We start from the raw sequence: 17324 nt of genomic DNA on the forward strand, positions 1-17324 counted from the left end.
ACAAGAATGGAACAGCTGCTGCTGCATCTGCGTAATCTGGGCTTCACAGAGATGGAGTCCAAAATCATGGTGGAGCTGGCCACTAAAGGTCAGGCTTCGGGTTACGAGGTAGCCAAACAGCTTGGAGTATCAAGGTCTAATGTATATGCGGCGCTGCAGCGCTTGACTCAGCAAGGATACGTAAGATGTGGAGAAGGGGAGCCAGCACGTTATAGTGTGCTGAACCCGGATGAGCTGGCTACCATGATCTCTGGCCGGGTTCAAGCCTCTCTCGCTTATATGGAAAGTGAAATGCCGCGCGGTGGCCCGGTCAGCCCCTCTTTTTATAACGTGGAGGGCGATCGCAATGTGTTGGGCGCTTTGGTTCGTCAGCTAAATCTGGCTGAGCAGGAAATTGTAGTAGATATGTGGCGGGAGGAAGCCTCGCTTCTGCGCAGTGAGCTTGAACAGGCTGAGTTACGGGGAGTGAAGCTGCTCTGGGCCTTCGACGGCGGGAATGCTGTTCCTGCTCCCTATCCGACTTGGCCTCCTTTGGGAGACAAGCAGCGGCGGAGTGACGGACGAAAGTTCTCTTTCGTGATTGACCGCAGCTGGTGTATGCTGGGCATGCGTTATGAGGACGGAACAGCACAAGCGGTAGTAACGGAGCATTCCGTGTTGATCGAGCTGCTACTCAACCACTTTACACAGGAAATGGTGCTTTTTGAGCTGGAGCAGGATATGGGCGCCGAGCTGGAGAAGCGTTATGGTGAGCGTTACAACCATATATATGGTAAATATGTTATGCAGGATGAAGATGAAGAATAAAGAATGAAGGAAACTAATTTAGGGAGGTGACAAGCATGGAATGTATCGTTCATTTTGAAGTGCAGCATAAGGATGGACCCAAGCCTTTACGCGGCCTGCTTTTTCTGGATGATGGAGAAACACCGGGCGAAACTCAGCTAATCGATATGTTTAAGGAAATGAAGTTTAATGTGAGGTTGGAGGATCGGGAGAAGCTGATATTTAAGCCGTTGAATCCCGGAGATCCTTTTTCGGAGATCCGTATCACTAGCTTCGATAATGGCAAAGACAATTATAAAGAGGATCATAATCTCAAAACAATTGTGGGTAATTTGTTGCCGCAGAAGCCAACAGGGTTGTAGCCTAGGAAGAATGGGTCCATTTGCGGGGAGAAGGAGTGAGCACATATGAAGTTATTGAGGCAAAAGGTACTTAATGAAGGTATTGTACTCGGTCAAGGCGTGCTCAAGGTGGATTCTTTTCTAAATCACCAGATGGACCCGTTTCTGATGCGTGAAGTGGGCCGCGAGTTTACCCGCCGTTTTGCGGGTGAAGAGATTACTAAGGTGCTGACCATTGAGTCTTCCGGTATTGCTCCGGGGATTATGACAGCACTGGAGCTTGAGGTGCCGTTGATTTTTGCCCGTAAGCAGAAATCGCTGACTCTGACGGAAGATATTTTTGTGGAGAAGGTCTATTCTTTTACGAAAAAAGAAAGTAATGAAATTACGGTTTCCAAAAAGTTCATTGCTTCTGGCGAACGTGTGCTGATAGTAGATGATTTTCTGGCAAACGGTGAGGCAGCCTTCGGTCTTGCCCGTATTGTGGAGCAGGCAGGAGGCACGGTTGTTGGAATTGGGATTGTGATCGAAAAAGCCTTCCAGCCAGGAAATCGGCTGCTGAAGGAAGCTGGCTACCGTGTGGAGTCGCTCGTACGGATCGCCTCGCTGGAGGATGGAGTAATCTTATTCGTAGAAGAGGATTAATCTTTTAATGTAAACAAGTATGGAACGCAAAAAGCAAGCTTCCTGATCTCTGGAAGCTTGCTTTTTGCTGTTCAGGGTAACTGAAGCAACAAGTCCAGAGGACCCTGCTTCAGTTGCGGGTTCCCAGCCTAGCCGCTCGCTTGGCAGGATGCTGCAGTACCGGCCGCAGCCAGAACGCTGCTGACGGCCTGCGGGGAGAGCACGCGCAGCGCTCCAGACTCGCAGCGCACGGCTAGCGGCTCGGTGCCAAGGCTCTCGCCGTCGCCAATGGCGTGACGCGCCTGCGCGAAGGTGACGGCTACGCTACGTCCGCGCAGCATGGACACGAAGGGCAGCGTCACATGCCTGCCCTTCAGTACCGTCGGGAACAGCCGCAGTAGCTGCCAGCGGCTGCACCCGTGTACGACGCAGACGTCGAGGTGGCCGTCATCGGCCTTCGCCTGCGGGCAGATCAAGAACCCGCCGCCGTAGTTAGGCAGGTTGCAGATAGAGACAAGCCATGCCGTCTCATAGACATGCTCTGTCCCATCGCAGGCCACGCTCACGCGGCAGGGCTTAAAGGTTATCAGCGTATGCAAGATGCCGATGATAAAGGCCAGCTGTCCGGCCCCAATGGCGTTGCACAGCCGTTTGTACCAGCTGGTATTCACATTCTCCGACACCTGAGCGTCGAAGCCGCTGGCTACGGCGGTTAAGGTTAATCCGTCCGCGCCGGAGAGAAGATCAGACTCGAGATAACAGTCACTAAGCGCAACTTCCAGCGCCGCTTCAAGCGTAAGGGGGATGCCGAAGCCGCGGGCCGTGTCGTTGCCGGAGCCAGCGGGAATAACTGCCAGCGGTACACGTGAGTGCCGCAGAGCCCCGAGCACACTGTGGATGGTACCATCACCACCGATGACGACAGCTGCAGTCCAATTCTCCTGGTGCGACAGCCGCTCTGCTACCAGTTGTTCCGCTTCATCTGCGCTATGAGTAAATAAGCTCTCATAGGAAACTTTACGCTCTTTAAGCAGCTTCTCAACGCTCAGCCAGGTGCGATGCCCCGCACCACCGCCGGAGCGGGGATTTATGATAAATAAATACATGTATGTTCCTCCAACCTCTGAATGTACAATGGATGTTCTGTCTCCATTGTAAAGAGTGAAGGGCCAAAAGGGAATCCTTTTTAAGAGGGGAGAGCTTTGCCTTACAGATGGTGAAGCTGGCTTTCAGCAAACTCTCCGGCCCAAGGCAGTTTATACCATCTACCGCTCAGAGCATGGTAAATCATCAGCAGCCACACGGTCAAGCCGCATAGGGAGAAGATTACCTCAAGTAGCGGTCCTAATAGGGGAATGGCAGCGCTCAAGACATGACAGATCATCAGTACTCCGAAGGCAATTAGCGACTGCAGCGCATGGAACAGCACGAAGCGGCTGCGTTTCTCAAGGGCAAGAAAGATGATGCCGCCAATAAAAGGGAAGAAATAACAGAGTGCACCCGCAATATTATCGGGTAATCCAGTAGATGATTTGAAAGGGGACAATTAGCTCACTCTCCTTGTGGCATGGAGAAGAAGGGGATGACTTAAGTCAGGTGTTGTAGCTTGGCAACCGGGCTTTCCTTCTTCCTTAGAAGCCTATGATTTGCCCGGACAAAGTATGTGGATTTAAATGGCCATATAACGGCTAATAGCTGGAAGACTACAGTCTTCCTAAATATCTTCCGATATATATAGAACAGCCTAGTGCTTTCGTTTTCGCTTGTAAAATAAAAAAAATTCCAGTAATACATTTTATCAGGAAAGGTGGAAGTTAGGCCGGAATATGATACAATATAACGATAAGGCCCGAAAGGAGTGATTCAGTAAGAGGCTCTTCGGGTAACTATAGTGTCAAGGTGATCTACTCAATAGTCACCTTACAACGCTCAGCCCAAATCACGACGAACCTGCTTCACCGGCAAGATGATGTTTCCAAATCTTCAGTTCATGGATCTATTGTTTTGGCGGATAATGCAAGCCACGTATGTGTAAAGGATACTTACTTGCATTTCGAAGTTACGGCGCACTTTTCATCATGCATTCTCTGCAACGGAGCATTCATTTTTAATGTTTTGGGAGGGAACTGATCATGGCAAGTAAAGGTCATAACGAAGTCAAGGAAAGTCTACGGGAAATGACACGCATTTTCCGGCCCAAAGACCCGAAGAAGTTCGTAAAGGAGTATGTCCGGAAGTATCGGATTACGGGAGGTTATGAAGAAGAGCTGACCATGGTCGTAGAGCATGAGTTGGTAAGGATGAACTCATCCGTCTCCTAAATACAGATAGGCTTGCCCCTTGCTTTTCTTACTCATCATTTCTGAGCTTACATCCATGAGGATTCTCATAAACCGTGCCCGGACAGCGTGCTGTCATCGGAATCGGTTTTTTTTGTGCGCAACCTTAAATAAGCGCAGCGTCTCTAGCAGATTAGTCAAATGAATTAATAGACACAATTATATTTGTAAGCGCTTTATATTATTATACCAGAACTATTCGTTTTCTGAAAGCGTTCTTAAATTCATATTTGACAAGCTTTTTACATATCCACAAAGTCATTGTGAACTAGTTGTGAACGATTGACAAAACACCCCTATAAACTTATATTAAGAGTGATTATTATAATTGACAGGAAAAATACAGAAATCTACGAATTCGGAAAAGCGGGGTAGATTAATGATGAAAACGTGGCAGGCTGTAAAGCGACTCCTCCCCATGACCGCTATTTTTGGACTTATTCTTGCTGGCTGCGGACGAGAGGACTTGTCAGTACTTAGACCACAAGGACCTGCAGCGGAAAGCTCTCTGGGGCTTATGAAGCTGTCGATCGCTATCATGGTCGTTGTACTGCTGATCGTCTTTTCGATTGCAGCTTATGTAATCATCCGTTTCCGCAGAAAGCCGGGACAACAGGAGATTCCAAAGCAGGTTGAAGGAAATTTCAAGCTGGAAGTCCTCTGGACGGTTATTCCACTTATCCTGGTAGTGGTGCTGGCGGTTCCAACAGTAAAGGCAGTATTTGCTGCCGGAAATGATCATGCCAATGATAAAAATGCGATTAAGGTCAAAGTAACCGGCCACCAATTCTGGTGGGAGTTCGAATATACCGATTACGGGGTGAAGACCGCGCAGGATCTGGTTATTCCTAAGGGGAAGGATATTGCATTTGAATTGACAACAGCCGATGTGTTGCATTCCTTCTGGGTACCGTCCCTGTCCGGTAAAATAGATACCAACCCTGCCGGAACCATTAACCGTTTCAGCTTTAGTGCGCCTAATGAAGGCGTTTACCGTGGCAAATGTGCCGAGCTGTGCGGTCCTTCCCATGGACTTATGGAATTCAAAGTGAAATCGGTCAGTGAAGACGCCTTCGAGCAATGGATAGCTTCCATGAAGTCGCCAGTAGCTGTTCTGCCGGAAGATCCGGAGCTTGCCAAGACCTTTAAGAATCAATGCCTGAAATGCCATGCGATAGGGGATCAGGGCCTAGCCGTTGGCCCGAACCTGACTGGGATCGGTTCACGTGAAGCCATTGCCGGTATTCTGCTTAATGACGATACGGGTGTTGATGGGGCTCCCATAGAAGAGAACCTCAAGACTTGGCTGCATGATCCTCAGAGTGTGAAGCCTGGCAATCTGATGCCTAACCCCAAAGACCTGGGCTTGAGTGATGCAGAGATTGACGGCATCGCTGCCTATCTGGCGAACTATACACTGGACTGATGACTTAGCCGATTAGAGAACAGCTTTTTTAAAAAGGGGGGGACGAACCTTGGCTCAAGCAGCGCATACCTTAAATCCTTCCAAGCCTTTAGGACATGGCCACAGCGTCAAGCGACATACCGGGCTGATGGATTGGATCACCACCGTCGATCATAAAAAGATAGCGATTCTGTACCTTATTGCTGGGGGATTGTTCTTTGGAATTGGAGGATTTGAGGCCATCCTGATCCGTATCCAGCTGATTAAGCCGATGAACAGCTTTCTGGATGCCCAGACGTTCAACGAGCTGATTACGATGCATGGCACAACGATGATTTTCCTTGGTGTCATGCCGGTCATCTTTGCACTTATGAATGCGGTTATCCCACTGCAGATCGGCGCACGTGATGTAGCCTTTCCTTTTCTGAATGCGCTCGGTTTCTGGACCTTTCTGTTCGGCGGTATTCTGCTCAATCTTAGCTGGGTTATGGGTGGCGCTCCCGATGCGGGCTGGACTGCTTATACCCCCCTGTCCACGAGTACTTACAGCACTACACATGGGGTAGACTTTTATACGATTGGGCTACAGATTGCCGGTCTCGGGACCCTGATCGGGGGTATTAACTTTCTGGCAACGATCATTACGATGCGCGCACCGGGAATGTCCTTTATGCGCATGCCGATGTTTGCCTGGACTACATTTATAACCTCTGCGATTATATTGTTTGCTTTTCCCGCAATTACAGTAGGGTTGGTCCTGCTTACGTTCGACCGGATTATCGGGGCTAATTTCTTCGAGGTTGGCGCTGGGGGCAACCCGATCCTCTGGCAACATATTTTCTGGATATTCGGTCATCCAGAAGTATATATACTTATTCTGCCTGCTTTCGGAATTATTTCTGAGGTGATTCCTACTTTCGCACGTAAACGCTTGTTTGGGTACAGCTCGATGGTGTTCGCAACCATTCTAATTGCCTTTCTTGGTTTCATGGTCTGGGCGCATCATATGTTCACAACGGGTCTTGGACCCGTAGCGAATGCCTTGTTCTCGGTATCGACGATGCTGATCGCTGTTCCGACAGGGATTAAGATCTTTAACTGGCTGCTTACCATGTGGGGCGGGCAAGTACGCTTTACCACGCCGAACTTGTTCGCTGTTGGCTTCATCCCCACGTTTACGATGGGTGGAGTAACGGGTGTCATGCTGGCCTCCGCGCCTGCAGATTTCCAGTTCCATGATACTTATTTTGTTGTAGCGCATTTTCACTACGTTATTGTGGGTGGCTTGGTGCTTGGCCTCTTTGCGGGACTGCACTATTGGTGGCCCAAAATGTTCGGGCGCATGCTTAGTGAGAAGCTGGGTAAGTGGACGTTCTGGACTTTCATCCTGGGATTCCATTTGACCTTCTTTGTACAGCATTTTCTAGGCTTGATGGGCATGCAGCGCCGCGTATTCACATACTTGCCAAATCAGCACTTCGATGTGCTTAATCTGGTCAGTACGATCGGTGCGTTTCTGATGGGTGTGGGGATGATTATCTTCCTGACCAATATCTTCTTAACTTCGAGAAAACCTGCGGATGCTGCTGCTGATCCGTGGGAGGATGGACGGACACTGGAATGGTCTATCCCTTCTCCGCCGCCAGAATATAACTTTAAGCAGACGCCGCTCGTACGCGGGATTGATGCTTTTTGGAAAGAAAAAACAGCGGGTCATACAGAAATGACTCCGGCAGAACCAGTAGGTTCGATTCATATGCCATCGGCAACCATGCTACCGTTCTTGATGTCAGTTGGAATCTTTATCGCCGGACTTGGCTTTATGTTCAGTCGGGATGAATTCAAAAGCGACTTTGTCGGCTTTATGTTTAATAATTACCTGGTGACGGCAATCGGTCTTCTTATTACATTTGGGTCCATGCTGATGAGATCATTGTTTGACGATCAGGGCTGGCATATTGAACCTGAAGAGCTGGAAGGTGAGCAGATATGACAACGCCACACGCAGAAGCTGCTAATAATACTCTTCCCTACGAGCCGGAAAAGGCGACTCTGGAGGGCCGTAATAAGGTGCTGGGTTTCTGGCTCTTCCTGGGCGGTGAGGCTGTGCTCTTCGGCACCTTGTTCGCTACTTTTCTGGCCCTACGTAACCAGACGAATGACGGACCTACTGCTAATGAGCTGTTCCATCTGCCGCTTGTTGCGGCAGCAACCTTTATTTTGCTGGTGAGCAGTCTGACTAGTGTGTTTGCGATTCAGGCCATGCATCGAAACCGCCCAGCGTTATTGCGCAACTGGCTACTGGTTACCGTTGGGCTCGGATTAGGCTTCCTTATTCTTGAGATTTATGAGTTTAGTCAATATATTAGGCATGAGGAATTCGGAATGACAACAAGTGCATTCAGCTCTGCATTCTATACATTGGTCGGCTTTCACGGCGCTCACGTAGCTTTTGGGATACTCTGGATATTCGTCCTGATCTTACAGATGTCCCGTAAGGGGCTGACGGTTGTGACTGCACCCAAAGTGTATGTGTCGGCTATATACTGGCATTTTATCGATGTGGTGTGGGTCTTTATCTTCACGGTTGTATACCTGCTCGGAAAGGTGGGCTAAGGCCATGACGACTGATCAGCATTCGCCAGAGGGTGGAATTAAGCATCGCCACCGGCATGAAGGGCCGCAGCGGCATATAGTAGTCTTTATATTCTCCATCGTCCTGACACTAATTGCCTTTGCCGCTGTGGCGGCTGGCGGTGTCAATGCTACCTTTGCCGTTATTATCCTACTGGTAATGGCAGTGCTGCAGGTGATTCTGCAGATGGGCTTCTGGATGCATCTGAAGGACAAGGGACATTTGCTGCCAATTATTTTTATGCTGGGTGGATTTTTTATCGCTGGCACCTGTATTGTAATGTCGCTGTATTGGGTCTGGTGGGATTAAGCCAGGAGAGATAGAGGTGGGCTGCGATGCCCCCCTTTTTTTGATTGTGGAACTTGAATACCATCCCTACCAAGAGAATGCCCGCGAGGAGGCTTAGGCCATGCTGGGATTAGAATATTTTAGCTTTGTCGATCTGTGGAGTCCGCTCTTTCTGGCAGTGATGCTGCTTCTGGTTGCTGGTTATTTCGTGCTGATCGGTCCGCTTGCCGGATGGTTTCCTGGATCAACCTCTGTGCCTCTCTGGCGGCGGGGGCTGTTTGTCTGTGGAATGATATTTCTCTATCTGGCTCAAGGAGGCCCACTTAGCCTGCTGGGGCATCTGATGTTTTCCTTCCATATGGTCAGTATGGCCTTGTCCTATCTGGTAGCCGTGCCGTTAATCATGTTGGGCATCCCGGACTTTATATGGCGGGCTGCGCTAAGAGTTAACCCACTGCAGCGTTTATCCTTTCTTGCTCGCCCTATTGTGGCTGCGCTCCTGTTCAATGGATTATTCTCTCTGTACCATATTCCGGTTGTTCATGACTATGTGATGCTGCATTTTACAATTCATCGCAGCTACTATGCCGTATTATTTCTGACATCTGCCTTGATGTGGTGGACATTGATTAATCCGTTGCCGGAGCACCGGATGGTTGACGGATTGGGTAAGATTGGTTTTATCTTCTTGAATATGGTGTTGCTGACGCCTGCCTGCGGGTTGATTATCTTTGCGGATCATCCACTGTATGCCACGTATAGTGATCCGGATACCTGGGCGCAGGCCATGGGCTATTGTGTAGCGGGGAATCCGACAGCCTTGTTGCAGGCATTTGGAGGCCCGACATTCTTCGGAATCATGTCCCCAAAGGTGGATCAGCAGGTCGGAGGCATTGCGATGAAATTCATTCAGGAATTTATTTTTGCCTCTATGCTTGCTTATGTGTTCTATCATTGGTATAAAAAAGAGAACGGGCAAGAGGATGCAGAAGCATCTATGCCATCCTCCGAACTGGAGGGAGGCCGTTTGACTCGGGTTTAGCTGGTGACTGTCGAGGAGGATAATCATGGATATTTTCACACTGTTTCCAACGATCAGTACATTTTTCATCGTAATCAGTGCGGTGTTGGTGGCGATAGGCTGGAGACTCATTATTATGGGCAAGCGCGAAGCACACAAGAAGACGATGATTGCTGCCGCGATCGCGGCTATGTTGTTCTTCATCGTCTACGTCTCAAGAACACTGTTCGTGGGCAATACAGAATGGGGAGGGCCGGATAATCTAAAGACGATTTATCAGGTGTTTCTAATCTTTCATATTGTATTGGCAACGGTGGCGGCTGTATTCGGACTGACCACATTAACGCTTGGATTTAAAGCGAAATATGCCAAACACCGCAAATGGGGCAGAATCACATCTATGATCTGGTTTGTAACCGCCATTACCGGTGTTATGGTGTATGTGCTGCTCTATATACTGTATCCAGGTGGACACACAAAGCCGGTTTGGGAAGTCATATTAGGTGCTTAAGCTTAGAGGACTCGGCCTGTGTATCTGTTGTTCCGAATTGGAGCAACTGGTCACAGGCCACTTTGAGGTTGGGAGGATGCAAAAAAGCTGTCCCTCTGCAAGACAGCTCAAGCTTATAAAGTTAGCTGCTGATCGGTTAGCATAAGAAACTGTTCCACGATATTAGGGTCGAACTGTGTTCCAGCTGCACTTCTTAGTTCATTTTTTGCTTGCTCTATGGAGCTTCGCTCACGGTAGCTGCGAAAGGATTGCATCGCATCATAAGCATCAACAACAGAGCATATCCGAGCGAGTAGAGGAATGTCATCTCCTTGTAAACCGTTTGGATAACCTGTTCCATTCCATCTCTCATGATGGAAGCGGATGACATCCGTAATACTGTTATTAATACCAGGGAAATCTTTGGCCATTTCCGCACCAAGCAAAGGATGCAGCTTCAAAATATTCCATTGCTCTTCAGAAAGCGGCTCTTGTTGATCTAGTATATGTACAGGAATGAATGATTTCCCGATATCGTGCAGAAAGCACCCTCGCACAAGATTATTCTTGTCTTTTTCACTAAGCTTCATCGAAATAGCCAATTCTTCCCCCAGAATGGCAACTCTCACGGAATGACGATGAGTCTCTGGATGCTTATTACGCAGGAAATTCATCCATACGCTCACATGCGCTTCTTCCGATAGAGCAATTTGTACCTTTTTTACCAGTGCTGCTAACTCCCCCAAGCTTCTCCCTCCTTACTATTTCTTGCGTATTCACACAAAATTCAATACATAAAATAACATCATGAGAAAAAAAAGGAACAAAAGCAACAAAATAATGTCGTACAATATCACTTATACGACATTTATAACGACGAAGGGGTAATGGAATGAGCACAGAGCGAACGACATCTACTTATTTTCAACTAGCTGTTGTAGACCATGATGAGACATCGAACAGTGATGAACAAATCGTCCAAATGTTTTTGGCGACCTGTTGCAGAAACGTAAATACACGACGGAATTATGAACGGGCGATCATCGCCTTTCGTAAGTTCATCTCGAATACGGCCTTAAAGGATGTAACCTGGAGGGAAATTGAAGCCTATAAAATATTTCTAATTCAAGGGGGAAACAGCTATCCGAAGCAATTTGCTCCGGCAAGCATTGCTGCATTTCTAGCACCCTTAAAATCATTTTATAAATGGGGAAGTGATCAGCATATTGCTTTTTTTATTAAAAATCCTACAGCTAGCGTCCGAATACCTACTATTACAATTACCAGTAGACGGAACTTTTTAACTAAAAGAGAAGTAGGTGATTTACTCCGCGAATTGCATAAACAGAGCTTACGGAACTATCTAATCGGGCTAACTCTTGTAATGTTAGGATTGCGTGTATCCGAGCTAACTGCAATGAAATGGGGGGATTTTCATACAGATCCACTCGAAACCTCGATTTGGTTGACCATTGCGAATGCAAAGGGTGGTAAACGGAGAGAAATCAAAGTGCCGGTTATTCTTTGGGAATTATATTCCCAATTATCAAACTCACTTGCGGAAGACGGTGATCCGGATCGCGAGCTTCTGATGTTTCCATTATCTTCAAGACAGGTGGAACGAATTATTAAGAATGCCGGTGAATTCAGCTTCATCGAAAAAAAACTGACTCCCCACTGGCTGCGACATACCAATGCGACGCTTGCCTTACTGCAGGGAGCAACTCTTCAGCAGGTGCAGGAGAATCTTGGACATTCTCATATCAATACAACTCAGCGTTACTTGCATACCGTTCAACAAATTCAAAAGGCTGCTCCGGATTTTGTGGAAGATAGCCTGCGTGCTTTTATTGAATAAGACACAATAAGACAGAATATCACTATATTCTCATTTTATAACTATACAGTATTATACAAATGTCCTATAATACTAGGAGGGTGAAATTTATGCATAAATGCGAAATACACTCATTTTCGTCGTTATAAATGTCGTATAAGTGATATTGTACGACATTTACGTTATTTTTCGACATAATTTTGTCGAATTTTAGATTAAATACCCGTTTTTTAGTATCCTTAATCAGTACTGAGTTCTCTTAGTTTTTACCCTTTTTTTGCGAATCATACTAAAGCTATCCCTACATAATTCCCTACGGAACTTAAGAACCGGGCACATTAGTGTCCGGTTTTTTTGTTGTTTTTAGAGTAATAGGATTGACGATGGATAATAAAGGGCATATACTGTGTATATAGATATATACTGTGTATATAGATATATACAGTAAGCACACAGAAACACAGCCTTAAATTTATTGTTGTTTACTATAGGAGAAATTGTAAAGCGAGGTTGATTCATGAAGACGATAAAGGATGCCTGGTTCATGATTCAAGGGGATTTTCGGGGTGACAAACTGAGAGTACTGTGGACTTTTCTGTTTTCGATCCTCTTTATGGGGTACTTGGCTTTACTGACAGGAATGGTTGTAGATGACGTATTGGACAGTAATGGGCAGACCGGGTCATTATTAGTGGATTTCTTGCTGGTTTCGTTAATCCCGATGTTGGGATTTACCTTCTCCCGTCGTACGATGAAATATTGGAGTGAGGATCCATACACAAAGACGCTAGCGTATTTTCGAAGTATGCCTATCCCATCCGCCGTTATATTATGTAAAAGAAAATTTCAGGCTGTTCTCGCTTTCGTTCTGAATGGGGGGCTGTTCTTTGTCTTAATGTATATCTTAAGCAGTCATTTGAGGATAGAGCTGTCTTTGTCTTCGTACCTGTCCTTTGCCTTGAGCTGGGTTGGCTTGGGGTTAGTGTTGACTGGGGTATACATCAGTATGGAACTACTGGTTAGTGGCAGAGCTTACTTCTGGCTTACCATACTGATTGTGCTGCTCTCTATGGGAAGTACATTCTTGATCTGGCTGGCTGGAGGCAACTTGTTCCTCTATAGTATCTCGTATTCGCAGGAGTGGGGGCTGTTATCTCCAATCATGTGGGGAATGCTGCTGCTGGGGATGATTTCCGTTCAGTTGTTCTCTAAATGGACTATACATCGGCTAAAGAGCCGGGACCTTATATGAAGAATCCAACTGGCAGAATGGTCATCCGACATGGCAGAGTGGAAGGCGGGATGTGAAGCATGTGGATACCGATACAAATCAATGAGAATAGCGCTGAGCCGCTCTACCATCAGATTGAGACGCAGCTCAGATCGCTAATCATAAGCGGAGTAATTACAGAAGGAACACTGCTCCCCTCTATCCGTGAATTTTCCGCAGATCTGAAATGCAGTGTCATTACTGTCCGCCGAGTATATCAGGATCTGGAGAATGAGGGTCTACTGCGGACAAGGCAAGGAACAGGTACTTTTGTCTCTCATGTAGGGGATGGTGCGATGGAGGGTTACAAACAGGATGCGGTTCGTAAGGCACTAGAGAGTGCGGTAGAAGTTGCGCAGTCGGTTCAGTGCAGTTTTGATGAGCTACAACAGATCTTTCAGGAAATTGTAGAGCGCAAGTACAAAGGACTGGAATGAAAGGTGGGCGCACTTAATGGTACAGATGGCAATAGAACTGCGGAATGTGCGTAAAGAGCGGCGTAACAAGACGATAGGTCCATTAACACTAAATCTGCCGCAAGGCTATATTACCGCACTGGTAGGTCAGAATGGTTCTGGCAAAAGCACTCTGCTGCATATGTTGCTGCAACTAACGAATCCCGAGGAGGGCGAGATACACTGGTTCGAAAACAAACATGAGAGTGGCCTGCCGCTGGAGCTTCGCCAAGCCATTGCTTATGTCCCGGAAATCTCGCTTACAGAAGAGAATCATTGGACTACCATGGATGCAGCCAGGTTTAGGAGTCATTGGTACCCACTTTGGGACAACGCTTATCTTGAGGAGTTACTTACTAAGTTTGAAGTGCCGCGCAATTTAACGCTTGGCAGAATGTCCAAGGGTGAACGCCGTAAGTTCGAAATAGCCGCTGCGCTTGCGGCATGTCCAAGTCTTTTGCTGCTGGATGAGCCCTCTTCGGGGCTGGACCCTTTTGCCTGGAAGATGATGATTGAAATGCTGACCAGGTATATGGATAAGAGCAATGCGACGATCATCATGTCCACCCATAATGTGGAGGAGGTTCGTCGGCTGGCTGATTATATTGTGCTCATGCATCAGGGGCAAGTACTCGGCATGGCCGAGAAGGACAGTCTTTTTGGCTTATGGAGTGAGGTGTGGATTCATGCCAATGATGAAGAGGAACTTGCCGATCTGGCAGCAGAACTGCCGGGAAGTGTGCACTTTGCCATGGAGACACCTGGGGTAGCTTCATTTATTACACAACAATTTCAGCAGATTGAGGAACGCATTCATTCTTTAGGCGTAAAGGTTATCAAGAGTCGCAGTCTTGAATTGGATGAAATATTGAGTTTATGGACACAGGGACATCGTCCGATCCTGATTGATCAGATGAGAGGGGTATGAAGAATGGAAGCTTTGAAGCTTGAAAGTGTAGTAAAGCAGTACGGTGACAAGACCGCTGTAAACGGCATTAACCTCAGTGTGGGCCAAGGAGAGATTTACGGCTTGCTTGGAGCTAACGGAGCGGGGAAAACGACGACCATGCGCATGGTGCTTGGTCTGATCTATCCGGATGAAGGGACAATTCTGTATAACGGCAAACCGTTTAACAGTGGGCTTCAGCAGATTATGGGTTATCTTCCGGAAGAACGGGGTTTGTACCCGAAGGTGAAGGTCAGTGACCAGATCGTGTATTTGGCCCGACTGCGCGGAATGTCTACCAGCGATGCAGATAAGAGCCTGCGCTATTGGCTGGACCGCTTTGACGTACCGGAATATTACAATAAGAAGATTGAAGAGCTCTCCAAGGGGAATCAGCAAAAAATGGGCTTTATCGCTGCGGTTGTTCATAAGCCGCAAATTCTAATCCTTGACGAAGCCTTCAGTGGTCTGGACCCAGTTAATGTGGAGCTGCTCAAGGATACGGTTAGGGAATTGCGAGACCAAGGTACAAGCATTCTATTCTCTACTCACCGGATGGAGCATGTCGAAGAGTTATGCCGCCAGATTACCATTCTGGATCGGGCAAATACTGTTGTGCAGGGGGATATCCGGGAGATTAAGAATAGTTACCCTCGTGAAGAGGTACTGCTTCGTACAGCTGGGGAAGTATCCGGTCTGGAGGGTATCACGGGCGTGACCGCTGTAGAGCGGCAGGAACGGGGCTACCTGCTAAGCATTAGCGACATTGCCGCAGCACAGCGCATTTTGCAGCTGGCGATTGGGCAGAGCGAAGTGGAGCATTTTGAAATCAAAGAACCAACGTTAAATCAAATCTTTATCAGAGCGGTGGGTGAATCTCATGAATAAAATGGGGACCATTATTGGCTTTACCTTTAAGAATAAAGTGAAAACGAAGTCTTTTATGATTACAACCTTGATTCTCGTATTGCTGCTCAGCATTGGGATGAACGTTCCTTATATGATCAAATTATTTAAGGGTGATGACGCGGCAACCAATATTACTCAGGTTGGTGTTATTGCCGAAGAAGGAAATCGAACGGCTGAATTGCTGAAGGCTTACATTCCACCTGAAGGTCTGGCCAAGGTTACGGTGAATCAGTATGCTTCTGTTGATAATGCAGACCTGAAGAAGGCACTGGATGATGGGAAGGTAGAAGGTTATCTTACTTTTGCTGAGCCAACCGGTGAAGGGATTCCGTCAGTCACTTACCATAGTGAAGATGGGGAGCTAAAAGGGGATGTACAGGTCTATCTGCAGAGCGCTTTGCAGCAGGCGAATACACAGCTTATCGTGGGTGACAAGCTGACTCAGGAGCAGGTAGCTGCCATGTTTGCACCGGTACAGATTGGTACAGAGCAGCTGAGCGCTGGAGTAGATGGTGGGGAAGCAACGAAAGAAGCACCACCCATTATTAACTATGTAATTGTATATGTTCTGTTGATTCTGTTCTTTATGTCCATTACGATGACCGGAAATATGATCTCGGCGGAGATTACTTCGGAAAAAAGCTCGCGGATCATGGAAATTCTCATTACGAGCGCCTCGCCTTTAACGCAGATGTTTGGCAAGGTGATCGGTATTTTCCTGGTCGGATTGCTGCAAATTGGTATTATCGCCGCAGCTGTAGCTGCCAATCTGCTGCTTCCGCATAATGCTAGCATCTTGACTGACTTTGATCTGGATTTAGGCCAGTTCGATATCAGCATTCTGCTGTACGGGTTGGTTCTCTATATCCTAGGGTACTTCCTGTATGCCTTGATGTATGCGGCAGTAGGTTCGATTGTCAGCCGTACCGAAGATTTGGGGCAAGCCATCATGCCAGTTCTGATGCTGGGCTTCGTCAACTTCTATCTTCCGTTGTTCAGTATTTCCAACGCGGATACGACGCTCATCAAGGTAGCGAGCTATATTCCATTTACCTCCCCGCTCAGCATGCTGTTGCGTATAGGTATAGGTGATGTGGCTATCTGGGAAATCATTGTATCGCTGCTTATCCTTCTAGTTACCACTTTCATCTTTGGCTGGCTGGCCGCCAAGATCTACCGTACTGGCGTATTGATGTACGGCAAGCGACCAACCATCAAAGAGATTAGAAAAGCGATGAAGGCTTATAAGATATAAGGTTTGTTATAATAATTGTGGGTAACCATTCAGAGTTTGCAGCATCAATACCCATATTAAATTAAAACCCAGTTGCGCAGTTTTCTAGCTGCAGCTGGGTTTTTCTGTTGATAAGTTATAATGATGTGCAAAACAATCTATATACATTGTATATCAATCAAAATATATTGATAAACAATAAAACCTATGTTAAAGTAAACTCAATAATAAACAAGTGAGGTGCTTTTTAATGAAACTAGGATCAACACTCTTTTTAAAGATAGCTCTTATTCTTATTGGCATTCCAGTTCTTGCTTTATGCATATTTGTAGTGCCTGAGATAGCCAATTATGCAGTGGAATTGTATCCGGATTATACTTATCTGAAATATCTCATTTTCTTTGATTTGTATGCATCGGTGTTACCGTTTTACTTTGCGCTGTATCAAGCTTTTAAACTTTTAAGTTATATTGACAAGAACAAAGCTTTCTCGGAATTATCTGTACGGGCTTTAAAAAATATAAAATACAGTGCAATCACCTTCAGTTGCTTATATGTGTTAGGTATGCCACTCTTCTATCTCATGGCGGAGAGAGACGATGCCCCAGGTATCATAGTCATCGGAATGCTCCTGATTTTTGCCTCCTTAGTGATTGCAGTCTTCGCTGCCGTTCTTCAAAGGCTTTTACAAGAAGCCATAGATATAAAATCAGAAAATGACTTAATAGTCTGAGGTGAATAACA

General features: G+C 46.8%; 20 protein-coding genes. 17 read left to right on the plus strand and 3 right to left on the minus strand.

Going from position 1 to position 17324, the window contains the following annotated elements:
- Positions 1 to 6: 6 nt before the first annotated feature.
- The 3 genes from GJB61_RS20905 to GJB61_RS20915 are packed head-to-tail and all read left to right on the plus strand — an operon-like array spanning position 7 to position 1772.
- A complete protein-coding gene (locus GJB61_RS20905) occupies positions 7 to 807 on the plus strand; it encodes a TrmB family transcriptional regulator (RefSeq protein ID WP_154120980.1) in 801 nt (266 codons plus the stop codon).
- 35 nt (positions 808 to 842) lie between these two features.
- Positions 843 to 1148 carry a hypothetical protein gene (locus tag GJB61_RS20910; RefSeq protein WP_154120981.1) on the plus strand — a complete coding sequence of 102 codons (306 nt, stop codon included), beginning with the start codon at positions 843 to 845 and terminating at the stop codon, positions 1146 to 1148.
- 45 nt (positions 1149 to 1193) lie between these two features.
- The gene (locus GJB61_RS20915) at positions 1194 to 1772 is read left to right on the plus strand and encodes a xanthine phosphoribosyltransferase (protein ID WP_154120982.1); all 579 of its coding nucleotides are present in this window, start codon (positions 1194 to 1196) and stop codon (positions 1770 to 1772) included.
- 128 nt (positions 1773 to 1900) lie between these two features.
- Here the strand turns inward: GJB61_RS20915 and GJB61_RS20920 are convergent, their stop codons facing one another.
- Positions 1901 to 2857 (minus strand): diacylglycerol/lipid kinase family protein, encoded by a 957-nt coding sequence (locus GJB61_RS20920; protein WP_154120983.1) that lies wholly within the window; start codon positions 2855 to 2857, stop codon positions 1901 to 1903.
- Between the two features lie 101 nt (positions 2858 to 2958).
- The gene (locus GJB61_RS20925; RefSeq protein ID WP_154120984.1) at positions 2959 to 3297 is read right to left on the minus strand and encodes a DUF4870 domain-containing protein; all 339 of its coding nucleotides are present in this window, start codon (positions 3295 to 3297) and stop codon (positions 2959 to 2961) included.
- Between the two features lie 586 nt (positions 3298 to 3883).
- On the opposite strand from GJB61_RS20925, the gene GJB61_RS20930 reads away from it, so the two are divergent.
- The 7 genes from GJB61_RS20930 (at position 3884) to GJB61_RS20960 (ending at position 9950) form a co-directional block, all read left to right on the plus strand.
- Complete coding sequence (locus GJB61_RS20930; protein WP_019913840.1) at positions 3884 to 4072, plus strand: hypothetical protein; 189 nt, start codon at positions 3884 to 3886, stop codon at positions 4070 to 4072.
- Positions 4073 to 4469: 397 nt separating this feature from the next.
- Positions 4470 to 5516, plus strand: coding sequence for a cytochrome c oxidase subunit II (coxB, locus tag GJB61_RS20935; RefSeq protein ID WP_154120985.1), 1047 nt, complete (start codon positions 4470 to 4472; stop codon positions 5514 to 5516).
- Positions 5517 to 5643: 127 nt separating this feature from the next.
- Positions 5644 to 7488, plus strand: coding sequence for a cytochrome c oxidase subunit I (gene ctaD / locus GJB61_RS20940; protein WP_154121091.1), 1845 nt, complete (start codon positions 5644 to 5646; stop codon positions 7486 to 7488).
- Positions 7485 to 8111, plus strand: a complete 627-nt coding sequence (locus GJB61_RS20945; protein ID WP_154120986.1) for a cytochrome (ubi)quinol oxidase subunit III — start codon at positions 7485 to 7487, stop codon at positions 8109 to 8111. Before ctaD ends, GJB61_RS20945 begins: the two co-directional genes overlap by 4 nt.
- A 4-nt stretch (positions 8112 to 8115) precedes the next feature.
- Positions 8116 to 8439, plus strand: coding sequence for a cytochrome C oxidase subunit IV family protein (locus GJB61_RS20950; protein WP_154120987.1), 324 nt, complete (start codon positions 8116 to 8118; stop codon positions 8437 to 8439).
- A 100-nt stretch (positions 8440 to 8539) separates the two neighbouring features.
- The gene (gene ctaG, locus GJB61_RS20955; protein ID WP_154120988.1) at positions 8540 to 9460 is read left to right on the plus strand and encodes a cytochrome c oxidase assembly factor CtaG; all 921 of its coding nucleotides are present in this window, start codon (positions 8540 to 8542) and stop codon (positions 9458 to 9460) included.
- 25 nt (positions 9461 to 9485) lie between these two features.
- Positions 9486 to 9950: a DUF420 domain-containing protein gene (locus tag GJB61_RS20960; protein ID WP_154120989.1), complete on the plus strand. Its 465-nt coding sequence runs from the start codon at positions 9486 to 9488 to the stop codon at positions 9948 to 9950.
- A 113-nt stretch (positions 9951 to 10063) separates the two neighbouring features.
- Here the strand turns inward: GJB61_RS20960 and GJB61_RS20965 are convergent, their stop codons facing one another.
- On the minus strand, positions 10064 to 10675 hold the full coding sequence (locus GJB61_RS20965) for an HD-GYP domain-containing protein (RefSeq protein ID WP_229522161.1): 612 nt from the start codon (positions 10673 to 10675) through the stop codon (positions 10064 to 10066).
- Between the two features lie 146 nt (positions 10676 to 10821).
- Between GJB61_RS20965 and GJB61_RS20970 the strand changes: the two genes are divergently transcribed.
- The 7 genes from GJB61_RS20970 to GJB61_RS21000 all read left to right on the plus strand — a co-directional run bounded on the left by GJB61_RS20970 (position 10822) and on the right by GJB61_RS21000 (position 17313).
- Positions 10822 to 11787 (plus strand): tyrosine-type recombinase/integrase, encoded by a 966-nt coding sequence (locus GJB61_RS20970; protein WP_154120990.1) that lies wholly within the window; start codon positions 10822 to 10824, stop codon positions 11785 to 11787.
- Between the two features lie 496 nt (positions 11788 to 12283).
- On the plus strand, positions 12284 to 13018 hold the full coding sequence (locus GJB61_RS20975; protein WP_154120991.1) for a hypothetical protein: 735 nt from the start codon (positions 12284 to 12286) through the stop codon (positions 13016 to 13018).
- 59 nt (positions 13019 to 13077) lie between these two features.
- Positions 13078 to 13473, plus strand: a complete 396-nt coding sequence (locus tag GJB61_RS20980) for a GntR family transcriptional regulator (RefSeq protein ID WP_154120992.1) — start codon at positions 13078 to 13080, stop codon at positions 13471 to 13473.
- Positions 13474 to 13489: 16 nt separating this feature from the next.
- The gene (locus GJB61_RS20985) at positions 13490 to 14419 is read left to right on the plus strand and encodes an ATP-binding cassette domain-containing protein (RefSeq protein ID WP_154120993.1); all 930 of its coding nucleotides are present in this window, start codon (positions 13490 to 13492) and stop codon (positions 14417 to 14419) included.
- A gap of 3 nt (positions 14420 to 14422) precedes the next feature.
- The gene (locus GJB61_RS20990) at positions 14423 to 15325 is read left to right on the plus strand and encodes an ABC transporter ATP-binding protein (protein ID WP_154120994.1); all 903 of its coding nucleotides are present in this window, start codon (positions 14423 to 14425) and stop codon (positions 15323 to 15325) included.
- On the plus strand, positions 15318 to 16601 hold the full coding sequence (locus GJB61_RS20995) for an ABC transporter permease (protein ID WP_154120995.1): 1284 nt from the start codon (positions 15318 to 15320) through the stop codon (positions 16599 to 16601). The genes GJB61_RS20990 and GJB61_RS20995 overlap by 8 nt, the downstream gene beginning before the upstream one ends.
- A gap of 229 nt (positions 16602 to 16830) precedes the next feature.
- The gene (locus tag GJB61_RS21000) at positions 16831 to 17313 is read left to right on the plus strand and encodes a DUF2975 domain-containing protein (RefSeq protein WP_154120996.1); all 483 of its coding nucleotides are present in this window, start codon (positions 16831 to 16833) and stop codon (positions 17311 to 17313) included.
- Positions 17314 to 17324 lie beyond the last annotated feature (11 nt).

Source organism: Paenibacillus monticola, from assembly GCF_009664975.1.
Classification (GTDB): domain Bacteria; phylum Bacillota; class Bacilli; order Paenibacillales; family Paenibacillaceae; genus Paenibacillus_AQ; species Paenibacillus_AQ monticola.

Bases quoted from the DNA above. Each gene is read 5' to 3' on its own strand.
- GJB61_RS20905 (WP_154120980.1), top strand. From the start codon at position 7: ATGGAACAGCTGCTGCTGCATCTGCGTAATCTGGGCTTCACAGAGATG.
- GJB61_RS20910 (WP_154120981.1), top strand. From the start codon at position 843: ATGGAATGTATCGTTCATTTTGAAGTGCAGCATAAGGATGGACCCAAG.
- GJB61_RS20915 (WP_154120982.1), top strand. From the start codon at position 1,194: ATGAAGTTATTGAGGCAAAAGGTACTTAATGAAGGTATTGTACTCGGT.
- GJB61_RS20920 (WP_154120983.1), bottom strand. From the start codon at position 2,857: ATGTATTTATTTATCATAAATCCCCGCTCCGGCGGTGGTGCGGGGCAT.
- GJB61_RS20930 (WP_019913840.1), top strand. From the start codon at position 3,884: ATGGCAAGTAAAGGTCATAACGAAGTCAAGGAAAGTCTACGGGAAATG.
- coxB (WP_154120985.1), top strand. From the start codon at position 4,470: ATGATGAAAACGTGGCAGGCTGTAAAGCGACTCCTCCCCATGACCGCT.
- ctaD (WP_154121091.1), top strand. From the start codon at position 5,644: ATGGATTGGATCACCACCGTCGATCATAAAAAGATAGCGATTCTGTAC.
- GJB61_RS20945 (WP_154120986.1), top strand. From the start codon at position 7,485: ATGACAACGCCACACGCAGAAGCTGCTAATAATACTCTTCCCTACGAG.
- GJB61_RS20950 (WP_154120987.1), top strand. From the start codon at position 8,116: ATGACGACTGATCAGCATTCGCCAGAGGGTGGAATTAAGCATCGCCAC.
- ctaG (WP_154120988.1), top strand. From the start codon at position 8,540: ATGCTGGGATTAGAATATTTTAGCTTTGTCGATCTGTGGAGTCCGCTC.
- GJB61_RS20960 (WP_154120989.1), top strand. From the start codon at position 9,486: ATGGATATTTTCACACTGTTTCCAACGATCAGTACATTTTTCATCGTA.
- GJB61_RS20970 (WP_154120990.1), top strand. From the start codon at position 10,822: ATGAGCACAGAGCGAACGACATCTACTTATTTTCAACTAGCTGTTGTA.
- GJB61_RS20975 (WP_154120991.1), top strand. From the start codon at position 12,284: ATGAAGACGATAAAGGATGCCTGGTTCATGATTCAAGGGGATTTTCGG.
- GJB61_RS20980 (WP_154120992.1), top strand. From the start codon at position 13,078: ATGTGGATACCGATACAAATCAATGAGAATAGCGCTGAGCCGCTCTAC.
- GJB61_RS20985 (WP_154120993.1), top strand. From the start codon at position 13,490: ATGGTACAGATGGCAATAGAACTGCGGAATGTGCGTAAAGAGCGGCGT.
- GJB61_RS20990 (WP_154120994.1), top strand. From the start codon at position 14,423: ATGGAAGCTTTGAAGCTTGAAAGTGTAGTAAAGCAGTACGGTGACAAG.
- GJB61_RS20995 (WP_154120995.1), top strand. From the start codon at position 15,318: ATGAATAAAATGGGGACCATTATTGGCTTTACCTTTAAGAATAAAGTG.
- GJB61_RS21000 (WP_154120996.1), top strand. From the start codon at position 16,831: ATGAAACTAGGATCAACACTCTTTTTAAAGATAGCTCTTATTCTTATT.